This window comes from Agarivorans sp. OAG1 (assembly GCF_037076485.1).
Taxonomy (GTDB): Bacteria; Pseudomonadota; Gammaproteobacteria; order Enterobacterales; family Celerinatantimonadaceae; genus Agarivorans; species Agarivorans albus.
In genome coordinates, this window is the sequence record NZ_AP028990.1 from 3,430,199 (window position 1) to 3,441,981 (window position 11,783).

Sequence of the window (11,783 nt, forward strand, 5' to 3'; positions counted from 1 at the left end):
GCAATTCCTTAGTGTCGCGTGATCCGGTAGCGGGCAGTATCGTCATTGTTATCTAACCACTCCAAGACTTCGTCAGTAAGCAAATCCAACGATGCACCGCGGCGGCCAGAAGCCATGAGAAAGCGGTTCACAGCAGGAGGAATATTCAGATCCATCTTCCCGCGCAGGGTTTCCAAACGCCGTTGCAACTGGTGAAAAGCATCCAACTCTTCTTGCGTCGTCGGAGGATTTTGCGCTGCTTCCACAAAGCGTTCGCGCTCCACCTGGTACGCTTCGAAGATTTTCTTGCGCTCTTCGATAAGCATCTGGCCATGCAGCAAGCTTTCGTCGATCTGCCAACTACGCCGCAGATCTTCGGTATAGGAAGACCACACCGGCTCGACATGCTGCTTCAGTTCCTTGGTCAGCGACGCCATGCTATCGAGCAGATTCGGCCACTCTTGATCGTCAGACTGGGTAACGTTTTCTTTTTGGTTGATAAAAGCCTGCCGAAACAATCCAATCAATACACGCGCCTTGCTCACAGGCTCACTGTCCATGGTATGCAGGATTGCGCCATCACCATCCAGTCGCTCGTTTTGCAGTAGCAACAGATAGCAGATGGTTTGGCTTTGCAACTTTGTGCCCGCATTTCTCAGTTTGTTAGCAATACCTATGTAGGTGTCCCGGATCAGGGTCTTGCGCTGCAATTGGCCATACCGGTCAAGCTGCTCTTTCAACGCCGCACAACGTTTTTTCAGTCCACTCTCAACCGGAGCCAGGGTTTCATCGGGTGACGCCATTGGTAGTTCACTCATCAGTTCACCTCCTCTTTTTGCTCGGGTTCAAGCTGCTCGGGTTCGAGCTGCAGTAATTGATTTTCAATTTCGTCCAGCTGTGCAAATACATCCTGCTGAGCCTGTTCAATCTCAGCACCACCCTGCTGTTCGATTTTATTCTTCAAGTGCTTAGTCGTCGCCGAGTCGAATTTACTGAACTGGACCAATAGTTCTCGGACATCATCCAATTGCTTAGCATCAACAGAAATGAGCTCTTGCATCAGGCGTACAGAATTTTCTTCAGGCAATTGCAGGCGGCTCAGCAGCTTAACGGCTTCAACCCGCTCTTCGCTGTCCCATCGCCTGAGCGTACGCTTAAGCGCTGAGGTCATATCAATCGGCCGTACGACATCGGCTTTTACCGCCAACGTCAGTACGTCTTTGATCTGGGTGCTGGCTTCAACAATGGCCGTTTTATCGCCGGCGAACAACTCTTGCAACGCGCTGGTCACTGGCTGTACTTTCTGCCGAAGACTAGGCAAATCGCGCAGTACCTGGTCAATCACATCCGGCTCAGCACCTTTTGGCTGCTTGAGGGCTTTGACGACCAACCTACCGTCGATGGCGTAAGGATCTGCGCCCGGTTTTTTAGCAGCAGACAACTGCAGCAGTTCACTGCGCAGTTCGTTATGCCGTTGGGTCACCAGCTCCCATTGGGTATCAAGTTCACCCAGCAGCTCGTACTCTGGTTTTTGGTCGGCCGAAAACAGCAATGCATTAAGCCGCTTGACGAGCCCGTTGGCACTAGCGCCTTCTGCTCCCAGGAATCCCGCCCCCTGCAATAGCTTGGCAGCTACCGCGCCAAGTCGCTCACGCTCCAGCGCAACAACATTGTCCGCTACCTGCGGCGCAATACTGTCGAAGAAGTTGTGATAATGCAGATATGCGCTTGCGCCACCAGGAAAGTCCCAGCTTTTTCCGTAGTGGTTATAAGCAGCCATGGCGTTAAACGCATTGATCCATTGCTCACCATGCCGGGCAAAAGCTTTGCGATCGCTCAAATCCACCAGCGGAGCACCCGTGTTACCCGTTTTCACTGGCAAGTGAATCCGACCGGCCGGGAGCTTAGCGCTACCCAGTACAGCCTGAGGACGGCACAGGTAGTGCCCCCAGTCAATCACGGCATTAAGACCTTCACAGATCCATTTACGCAGTTGAGCAGCATCCGGCTGTGGTAAACCTGCGGTCCCCTGATACCAGTAATTCAGTTTGGTGATCCATTCGATTAGCTCTTTGGGAGCTTCAGGAGCGGTCACTTGGTCGGTTTCGTCCTCGACGGTCACTTTTACCTGGGGCTTGGTTTCACCCTTGGCTGTATCCTTGGTTTCGTCTTCTATTGTTGGCTTTGGCATGGACTTTGGTGATTCACCAAGTACCTGACTCATTTCAGCCAAGCCAAACTCTTCGCATACGCCGAGAGGCAACGAGCCAGCCAGCTGGGTCAAGGAGCTAGGATTGCCCCCCCAAACAGCCGCCAGTGCCTTGGCCCGCTCTTGCTCCGACAATACACTGAACTGAGTTGCGATCGCCGGATTACAGATAAAGCCTTCCCATTTGGCGGGTGGGAACTGCCCATCCAGGTATGCGCTCCGCCCGTCTTTGAGCGGTGTACGCAGCAGATAGTGCAAAATTGAGCGCGGATGAAAAATCAACTGGCCGTCGGCAACGCAGTGTTCATGTGCCAGCTTGTCTAATGCCAGCTTATTAAATGGAAATAGCGGGTCGCCCTGGCGGCTGAAGCCAAATGCATCTAGGCGCGAGCGAAACTCACTTTCCTGCACTTCACCATCGTGCCAGGTAGTCAGCCAGTCATGCTCAGCGCCGGCGTTTTTGAAAGCACTTTCCAGATCCTCGACGCCATGGCGCGCTGCATTCAGGTAGCGGCCGCAGAAATCGAAGATCCGCTCCAGGGTCTCGGACTCATTCTGACTGGCTGACTCAATCAGCCATTCATAGCCGGTACGGCCCAGGATACCGTCACGAACGTGCAGGTAACCGGCAAAGCCTTCGGTAACAGCAATAACCGACTTCAGAGGACACAGGCGCTGTTCACCATGATGAACCTCCTCTTCCATCAGACATTCGATGAACTCTTTCTGGATTGCCGAGGTGGTGGTGAAGTCTTCGATCAAGATCACCAGAGTGTTGTCTTTGTCGTCAGCCAGCAACTGCTTACGGATACCGCGCACGACCTGCTGCACGCTCGTCGGGCTGATCTTCAGCAGCTCTTCAATGGTCTTGCCGCACGCTTTATACAGCACCTGGTTAATGGTCCAGGCGGCATTTTCTCGTGCGCTTGGAACCATCAGGATCTGCTCATTCTGAATATACGTCTGCGCGTCATGTGCCGCGGCAGCCACTTCCAACTGGATCTCAAAGTCATGAGCGAACATCTGGTAGTCCTGCTCAAAACCTTGCTCCTCCTTGACACCTTGATAAAGCCTCTGGGCAATGTTGTAAAGACAAGCCCCCGGGCGAGTAAAGTGCTTGGTCAGGTGGCTATCCTGCAATAGAGCCTGAAGACCTTCTGCGTGTTGATAAACACACTCGAAGCGCCGCTCATCTTCAGAATTTACCGGCTTGCCTGCTTCGATGTGCGCGCAAACTTGCTCGAACTCTTCGCTCAGTGCCAGACGCAGTTTCAGTGCCAAATGCTCAGCGATGTGCTGGACATCGATGGCTTGACTGATTCCATCGATCGACTGGCGAATGTCATTGTAAACTTCGCCTTCGAGACCTTCAGTGATCAATCGCAGCACATCAGCAATTGAAGAGCTCTTGGGAATATAGATAGTCTTGTATTTGTTGGCGTTTGGCAGCCGCTCTAACTGCGCCCCCAACCAGCGAATAATATGGGATTTACCAACCCCTGCTGCGCCCGTAATAGGTATCGGTCGGTTGTGCTTCAGCAGAAAGTCAAACAGCGCCTGCTCGTCTGCTCGCACCTCGTTGCCCGTGGTGTGCTGTCGCTTGATCAGGCGCATCGGCTCATGAACGGCCATCAGCAAACTGCCCGAGAGCGACTCGGCCTCGGTCATGATGCAGTCATTGATCCGGTTATTATCCGGCCAGTAAGTCGCTAACGCTGTCATCATTACTCTCCACGTACCGTTACATGCGTTACAGGCATCAGAATTTCGCCCTTAGGCCCCTTTAAATTGCGTAGCCCAGCATCTGACAGTTTCTGCAATTGAATTTGACCGCCATGGTGCAAACGCAAAAGAGCCCTGGAAAGAGAGGTCGACAACTCATTGTCTTTAGGTTTTGTCCAACTCTGTCCTTCAATGCGTTGCTCGACTTGTTGACGATACGCACCACCATCAAGCACAGGCATCAACTTAGCCAACTGCCCAATAAATGTGTCAATTGGTATTTGTGTATCCGGCTTAAAAACGCTGGTGCTAGCCGCAATTTCTTCTCTAATGGCTAACGTCGGATCAATGCTGTAGACGCTGTTTCCGGTGCGGACCATAAACCCTAACCAATGGGCGTATCCCGGCACAACAGACGTTTCGTTGGAGTTGATTCGAAAATCACTGAGATAACGATCGACGATCTCAGCCAGGTTATTCGACTTGATTTCCGGATAACGGTAGACATCCAAGGCAAGCAGCATACTGAGCAGGACGGTGAAATCGGCTGCACGCTGATCTCTTGAAATCAAGTCTTTATTGTTTTCCGAGGCCAGCAAACAACGACGTGCACCTGTTGTCAGTCGTACCTTTGAGTCAGTGAAATAGTTAGAGCTTAACTTAATGCTGGTATCTGCAGTCTCCAGCAACCCAAGCTCGCTCCAAGCTTTCACTTCTTTGTCAAGCTTGCTTCGAGCACTCTTCTTGCCTTCGGGTATCAGAGCTTGAGGGCGACACCAGGCGATGAGTTCCTCCTGCTCCATGGGATTTTCTTTGTTTCCCTTGAGCACGCTGTAGATGGCTGCCAGCACTTCAAACTGGCTGCCCCCGTGATCATTATTGACAATCGACACTGTCCACCATCTCCTCTGCAAAACAAAAGCCTATTCCCAGTTGCCCTTCAAGCGCTGTGTGCGGCTCTGGGCAAACTGGATAAACAGGCGCAGTTGCTAAGTCAGAATTCCTGCTTAGAGATGCTGGTCTGAATTTGGAAAGTTGTTATTCTTGCTCTGGCTGAGGAAAATAGGGCCAGACACAGTAAGTAGGGAAGCCGACGTAGACTACGCCAAGGTAACCGAAGTAAGTCTACGCCCAAGATGGCGTTCATGCAACCTAGACCTTCTGAGAATGGGAGCCAATGCACATTGTTAACAGAAGAACAGGGCCGATAGCCGAGCAGCTTTGGTCCCTGTACTCACGCTGTTGCTATTACCGTTAACGTTTCGCTAGCGCTTGCATCAGTGTGTCTCTTCGCACCCAGTTGCTGTGATCCATTTTAACGTAAAGCTCTCTGGCATGATGATTCCGATCCACCATATCTTCTGGCACCAGAGCCAACTGCAGCGGACCGTTAAAGGGTCTGAGCGGTCTTGGAAAGGCATACCCAGATTCATGCTCAGAGCTGGAAGGGATCAACAACTCCGGCCATGGTGCCGCAGCAGGCTCAGTAGTCTGATTGCTATAACGGGTCAACAGCTCCGGTTTGACGCCGCCTGTGCGCGCAATTGCTTTTTGCAACGGCGCAAAATCATTATCCGCGATGCGAATGGCGCAAATCACCCCAGCCTGGGCCAAGGCTTTGATCAGTTGCACCGTGGCTCTGGCCCATTCACGTTGTGACTTGGTGCTGCCATCGAGGCGTGGATACATGATGAAGCATCGGGTAGACGTTAGACCGGTCAGTTCGTGCCAACGCAAAGCAGATGACTCTACGGCAAATTCACGGTTAAGCTTGGCACTCGGCATCACATAACCAAGCACCGCAACCGAGCGCTTGCGACACGCAGGGCAGCCACCACACGCCTTGTCGGCGAATGCATCAGACAAGGTATAAAGCGATGTCAGCGTCCGGCACAACGATACCTCATCCGGCGTAGCCAACCAGTTTTTTAAGGCGGCCAAGTTTGAACTGGCTGACTCGGCTATGACTTTACGAATCGGCTCCACGTTTGACCGCCAAAATGCCGGAACCGTATGGTTTGTCACCAGGGGCCGCACAACCAGCGAGTCTTGGTACTTCTTCATTTCGGCCTGAACAACACGCTCATAATCAACATCAGACTGTGACTCCTGTTGCTGTGGTATCTGCTGCCTGACCGCATCCAACTGGATCACGCCAGCACGAACCATCAGCAAAATAGTCCTGAGGTTCCAACTCTTGTTCTGTTTCGACAGACGGTGCAGTCGAGGAACCAGGTTAGCTAGATTGAGCCTGAAGTAACCGCCAGGAAGGGACTCAGCACGTTGCCACATGCTGCACCAGCGCTCATGACCAAGGTCGACACCGATAACGGTTTCCCCACCAATGCGATCGGCGAGTTTCATATCGTCGTTGGTATAGATTAATATAGACGTCGCGGCCAGGCCGTCGCGACCGGCGCGACCAACTTCCTGGTAATAGCGGTCCATATTTTCCGGCACTGTGGCGTGTATCACGCAACGCACGTCGTTCTTGTCCATACCGACACCGAACGCCGAAGTGGCCACCATGATATCCAGTTGGTTTTCACGCCACTGGTCGAGTAACTCGATACGCCTCTCTGTCTTGGTTAACCCCGTGAAGACTCCCACGCGGCCGTAGCCCGCCTCCTGCAGGAGGCTGTGCCATTGCCTCGCTTCAGCCGGGCGTGTGCAATAGAGGATCAGCGGCCTTGGCGCATGGGCCAGTGCTTCCATCACCCATTGCTGTTTGATTTCCTGGCTCTCAGCCTTGGCGCACCAATAAGCAGGCTCGGGTCGCAGGTGACAGGCATGGATTTCTGCCATTTTTGCGCCAAACGTTTCCAGTAAACCCTGGCGGGTATCTTCGGTCAAGGTGGCTGTCATCAGGATCGTGGTGCAGGGAGTAACCCCCTGTGCTTCGCTCGCAGTTCGCAGCCCTCTAACCAGGCCCCCTAATTGCTGGAACTCGGGCCGGAAGCCTGTGCCCCACTGAATCACCAGGTGTGCTTCATCGACGATCAAGTTGCGCAGGCCACCGTTCTCGGCGGCATCAAACAGCACCGGGGTCAACGAACTGCAAACAGCCTCAGGTGAGGTCACGATCACACGCTGGGTCCCTTCGCGGATCCGGCTACGAACATCACGTCGTTCTTCAACATCCAACCCAGAATGCCAGGCGACGACATCGTCAAACGCCCCGCCCTGCTTGAGAATCTCATCGCGGTAGCGCTCAGCCTGCTCCAGGGCCAACGCAACAGTTGGGACTATAACCACGCTAAGCGCATTCTCGCGAGGTGCCACCATCGCCATGACTTGGCCGACCAGGGTCTTGCCGGTGCCGGTTGGCAGATTAACCAGCAATGTACTGCCGGGCTCACTCAACAGTGCAGCCCTTACGGCCTCTCGCTGGCCTGGCGCCTGGTACTGGTTATAGCCCTTACCCAGCAGGCTGCTTACCCCGGCATCCATGGGTACCCAACTGAACTTGCGTCGCTCTGCCTGAGCCAGCGTGGCTGCAAACACAGGACGCTGCGCATCAGTTAACCAGTCCGGTTTCCAAGGGCTACCGGCCAGAAGCAAATAGCTCTGCCCCAGTTGCTGGCATTGGATCCCCGACTGTAGCCATTGCTCTCTTGTGAGCCAGGAGCCTGCACCTGTACCTGCAATAGGTACCTGGATCTCGAAACCAGCATCCTGTGCCGCCTGCTGTTTTAGCCAATGGGCGACCGCGCTGCGTCGATCCAGCGGTTTTGTTCCCTCACCTAAGCATTGCCATAACCGTTTATCAACACCCACCATGTCCAGTGGCTTTTCTAATCCAGCATTGCTGCCTTCAGCCAGTGCGCGTATCAGCATCTGTTCCACGTCATTGCCTGCCCTGCCTAGATTGCTTTGAAGACTTCAGACGAAGCCAAGAAGACTGCTCGCGCAGACAAACATTGGTGTTGCGGGCTCTCAATTGCCTGACGCAGTTGCGCACAATAACCTTCTGGTATCTGAACACTGGAGGCCAGATAATTACCAAGGTTATGTATACCTTGCTGATGAATGTCCTGGTAATCACCGGCAACCACCTGCTGCGCTTGCTGTCCGACAGACAGACAAATGTCTTTCCACTGGACCTTGCTGTACAACGCCTCGACAAGCGGCCAACGCTTGGCCAAGTTCTTATCGCTTCCACCTTTTTCATGGCTCAAGTACTGGCGCCCTACGATATTCAGAAGATCCTGGTTGGAGACCTGCTTGCCCTTGTCATCTAGCCATACAGTGTACTGCTTCGGCGGCATCAAACGGTCTGCCAAACGGCGCAATGCGCCGGCGTTTTCATCAACGCCAGCGGAGATAACGTAATCCAAGCGAAAAAACAGTGGCATGCTGTCATTTGGCAGGCCGTGTAACTGACGCACCATGGCACTGGCCATGCCACGTGACTCGAAAGGCAGCATCGAGAACATCGCGTCGTGGAAAGGCTCTCCCAAGCGAGCAACCCGTTGACGACTGTTTTGAGCAAGCGCTCGGCGATAACTCACTTCATATGTAACCGGTGCATCACAGTGCCCATTCTCGAAGTCAAAGCCGAGAAGGCAATGCTTGATCAGCATCTGCAGGCTGACCATGGTGCCACGTGCGGCCCCGCCATGATCGAAACGGTATCGGATCATACCCGGGCTTTCCCCTTCGCTAACCTTAAAGCCAAGCTGTTTCTTGATCCAACTGATTGCAGCCGACTGGAACTCCTCTTCCTGCCCATCCGTTGTCTGCAACTTGCGCACAAAATGTTTGGCTTCAATCACTTCTGCATCAACCGACATCAAGGCTTCGAGGTTGTGGATCTTTTCCAGTTCGGTAACCAGGAGATTTTGCTCACCGACTAAACGTTCATCCAGCGCAAGTAACGCAGCAAGACCTTCCAAGTACAGTTCCTGATCTACCTGCTCCATTTGCTCTTCAATAATAAACTGCAAACCAGCGATAGAGCGGTCGAATACTTTAAACGAGCGCTCGAGGATATTGATCCAATGGGTAGCCAGTGACTGCGGATCATTGCCCAGAATGACAAAGTTGCGAACAGCTTTTGCGTGATGATCGGCGTAGTAACGGTTCATTCGCCCGTTACGCTGCTCCATCCGGTTGGGTGAAAACAACACATCATAATGGATTGCTGCGCGGTGACTGCCGTGAAGGTTAATTCCCTCTTCCGCCCGGCGATCGCAAATCAAAATCCGACAGTTTTCATCGTCGCCAAACCGTAACGGCTTACTCGGGTTGTGTCGTTGGATCTGTCCTGAATACTTAATGCCGATATTCATAAACAACTGGTCAGCTGACCACGGATGGTCACAGAAAATCACTACGCCAAGCGGTTCTTCTCGTAGTAACTCTTCGAGCAGTCGATTCAGTTGCTGCTGAAGAGCCGGCTGCTCTGTTTGTGCACGCCCAATCAACTCTAGCAGCAATTCTGCCTCGCCCGTTGACAGCGGGGAGCACAGAGCCATGCGTTGCTGTTGGGACAGGTAAAAATCATTCTCATCGAGACTACGTTGCTCGAGGCGCGAGGACGCAAACTCAGACAGAACTGCAGGAGCACCGAGGCTCGCTTCCACAAACAAGTGATAAATCGAAGCGAAGCAAGCACTATGGGCGTCGTTTAACATCATGTGCTCTCGCCAGGCAGACAGGCTCTCACCGACGTCGGCACTTTGATATTCCCTGCGCTCAAGCCCATCCAAGCCAGGTAGCAGACTGCCAACTTGTGGCATCGAGCGGCGATTACGCAGCAAGCGATGATGAACGCCATGGCGGTTGGCAATATGGTGACGTACCTGTTGAACCAGTTGGTTCGCTTCATCCGGACGCTCTTTGCTGAACGGATTGGCCGTGAGGTACGTCAACAGCGCCTGGCCTTGCTCTTGAAGGTATTCATCAGATGGGAACAGTTGCAGCAAGTTGTTCAAGCTGTTTCTCAACTGCAGGTTACCGTTATTGGTACGGAAAGATTGGATGATACCACCCAACGGTTCACGCATTTCGACCCGCTGGCGAAACTCTGCTACCCCCTCTTGGCTCAACTGGTAGCTCAGTGGATCGAGCAGGTGCAGCATAGCCAGGAAATTACGTTCGTTGCCCACCAGCGGCGTTGCCGAAAGCAACAGTAACTTTTCACTGGCGTGGACATGGTCGGCAATGGCTTCGTAGTGCGCGACGCGCTCCACTGACCAGGCCCATTCACCGACCTGGTGCGCTTCATCGATAACGACCAAGTTTGCCTGTTCAAACTCTTGGTCATCGGTTACAAACTGGTCGTAGGTCCTGATCCGGATACTAATGTCCAACAACTCTGCCAAGTGAAAACGCTCAGTTAGTTCTGTATGCCACTGCTGCAGTAAGGGATCCGGCACTAATACTAATACCTGGTGCAGCTGCGGGTTTTCCAAGACGTGCTGGCGCAGTATCAACCCGGCTTCAATCGTCTTGCCTAATCCAACCTCGTCAGCCAGAAGGTAGCGCTGAATGGGATCAGATAACACCCGGCGCGCGACTGCCAATTGATGAGCCTCAAGCGCAATCGACGAAGAAAGTGCCGCTGTAACCCCTGCACACGCTTCTCGCTGAGCGAGCATGTGGTTTTGAAACTCCAAGCGCGAATCTTGAAAAAAAGGTGTGTACGTTTGCTGATTAGCTAACCACTCCATAGCATTTTGGATGGGTTTATCCCACCGCACATAAATCTCGGCCTCCGATAAATCCCTCAAAACGTCGTTTGGAAACTGAATCCGGTAGTCTTTGGGATATGGAGCAGGTCCAATAACTCGTCCAACCTCCCACGCACTGCTTTCCAGGTTGAAATAAAAGACAAGGGATTCTTGATTTAACGCAGCAGGTTTCACATCACCCAAAGATACTTCAACACTGTGAGCGTTAATCGACATCGGAGAGTCGAAATAACTAACGGTGACAAAGTCCGTCTCTGAGGCAAGAATCTTACCAATGCCAAGTCCGTTTCTCGCTAAAACTAACTCATTTTTATTAAACATAAAAGCACATAAAGAAAAAGAAAAAGAAAAAGAAAAAAGGACAGTACTTCGTATAGAGATAACTAATAAACTATGACAAGCGGGACAGCAAGTCGGTGTACCTGTTATATTTACAACTCAAAGACCAAACATCTTTGATAGGCGTCAAACCAACTTGAATAAGTCTTCTTCTATGATGAGCACACTATTATGTGGAATCCGAGCCTGCATACACCTTTATATATAGAGTCCAAGCTTTTGATAACTCCTCATCAGGAAAACAATTAGCTAAGTAATCCAACACTTCTTCTGTGAGTTAGGACTCCATAACTTGGTGTAAGTAAGAGGACCAATCTAAATCAGAATCTTTCAAAGAAAGTTGCCCCGAGACGACTTTCTGCAAAAACTCTCGGTAGGTTGCTTCAACCGCAATGCCGCTCACATCACAAATCTCGCCGAGAGAAATCCGATCGAATATTGACACCTTGCCTCCCATCGAATCAGCCTACTCCTAATATGGTGGTACAATCCAGAATCTCAAAACCACTATGCTACTTACAAACTTGACCATTTACTGCGATTTATTGGACATTTTCACAAATACTACCGACAACAAGTCAATCTGGAGTAGCTGATAGCGGAGATTTGTTACATAATAATCAGAATTTGGAATTTATTAATCACCGATTGCTTCAATGTCTAATCTTCACCTAATCACCACCTGCACCAAAGCCAAAGCAAAAGCTGCGAAAGCTGCGAAAGCTGGAGGATGTCTTCACGAGTACCAAGACTATCAATACTTGGAGCAGTTGACTGATGACTGGATAAGAGCATCCGAGAAAGCAGGCGCCGAAGAATCCCTACCTGCTGGAGAGATG

6 protein-coding genes are annotated in these 11,783 nt (G+C 51.9%); all 6 read right to left on the minus strand.

Features of this window, described 5'->3' with window-relative positions; translation table 11 throughout:
- Window positions 1-8 precede the first annotated feature (8 nt).
- Window positions 9-797: a hypothetical protein gene (locus OAG1_RS15675; RefSeq protein WP_338621921.1), complete on the minus strand. Its 789-nt coding sequence runs from the start codon at window positions 795-797 to the stop codon at window positions 9-11.
- Window positions 797-3,913: a protein DpdH gene (dpdH, locus tag OAG1_RS15680; RefSeq protein ID WP_338621922.1), complete on the minus strand. Its 3,117-nt coding sequence runs from the start codon at window positions 3,911-3,913 to the stop codon at window positions 797-799. Before dpdH ends, OAG1_RS15675 begins: the two co-directional genes overlap by 1 nt.
- Complete coding sequence (gene dpdG, locus OAG1_RS15685; protein WP_338621923.1) at window positions 3,913-4,803, minus strand: protein DpdG; 891 nt, start codon at window positions 4,801-4,803, stop codon at window positions 3,913-3,915. The genes dpdH and dpdG overlap by 1 nt, the downstream gene beginning before the upstream one ends.
- Window positions 4,804-5,164: 361 nt before the next feature.
- Entirely contained in the window at window positions 5,165-7,747 is a 2,583-nt protein-coding gene (dpdF, locus tag OAG1_RS15690) for a protein DpdF (RefSeq protein WP_338626431.1), read from the minus strand.
- Window positions 7,748-7,773: 26 nt separating this feature from the next.
- On the minus strand, window positions 7,774-10,926 hold the full coding sequence (gene dpdE / locus OAG1_RS15695; RefSeq protein WP_338621924.1) for a protein DpdE: 3,153 nt from the start codon (window positions 10,924-10,926) through the stop codon (window positions 7,774-7,776).
- 295 nt (window positions 10,927-11,221) lie between these two features.
- On the minus strand, window positions 11,222-11,389 hold the full coding sequence (locus tag OAG1_RS15700; RefSeq protein ID WP_338621925.1) for a hypothetical protein: 168 nt from the start codon (window positions 11,387-11,389) through the stop codon (window positions 11,222-11,224).
- Window positions 11,390-11,783 lie beyond the last annotated feature (394 nt).